This window comes from Vibrio sp. 2132-1 (assembly GCF_033344315.1).
In genome coordinates, this window is record NZ_JAWPON010000546.1 from 1 (window position 1) to 606 (window position 606).

The 606-nt window shown below is 43.2% G+C and carries 1 pseudogene; it reads right to left on the reverse strand.

The features are described from left to right. Window positions 1-606, reverse strand: a pseudogene (locus tag R8N47_RS26565) (hypothetical protein); the annotation flags it as partial.

A 606-nucleotide genomic window follows, 5' to 3' on the forward strand; every position in this document is an offset into this window, starting at 1 on the left:
GAGTATAACCGTCTTTACTGAACTCATGAGTCGCTCCACTTCTTAAGCTATTGATGACAATTTTTGTGGTCACATCATTGTTGTCTTTACGCGTTACCGTGAAAGTCTCACCTGGCAGCGCATACACTCCTGCCGAACGGAAGTTGCGTTTAGACTCCATATTCACCGTAGTATCAATTCTCTTTACATCGGCCCCAAATTCACTGCGGCTGAAGTTTCCCATATTTGGTTGTTTTGGGTTGATGCGACGACTGTTGTATTGAACGTAGTCCGCTAAGTACGATTTCAAAAATTCAGTCGTCCCCGTAGACTGCTTATCCATTGGAAAAGAGGCCGTTTGACGATAATGATCCGCCAATAACACCATCAGCTTTTCGTATTGATAACCATCTTGTTCAAACAACGAGATTTTTTGCTCATCAAGTGATTTCAGCCATTGGCGAATGCTGTTGGCAGCGTCGTAAAACTGACTGTCCATGTTCGCTACTTCTGGGCATGATTTATCATCACATTGGGACAAATCAACATTGAAGTTTTGAGTTTCGAAACGGGACAACAACGCTTGTTGCGTGATGACAGAATCTGGCACAAAGTTCATCAGTGATG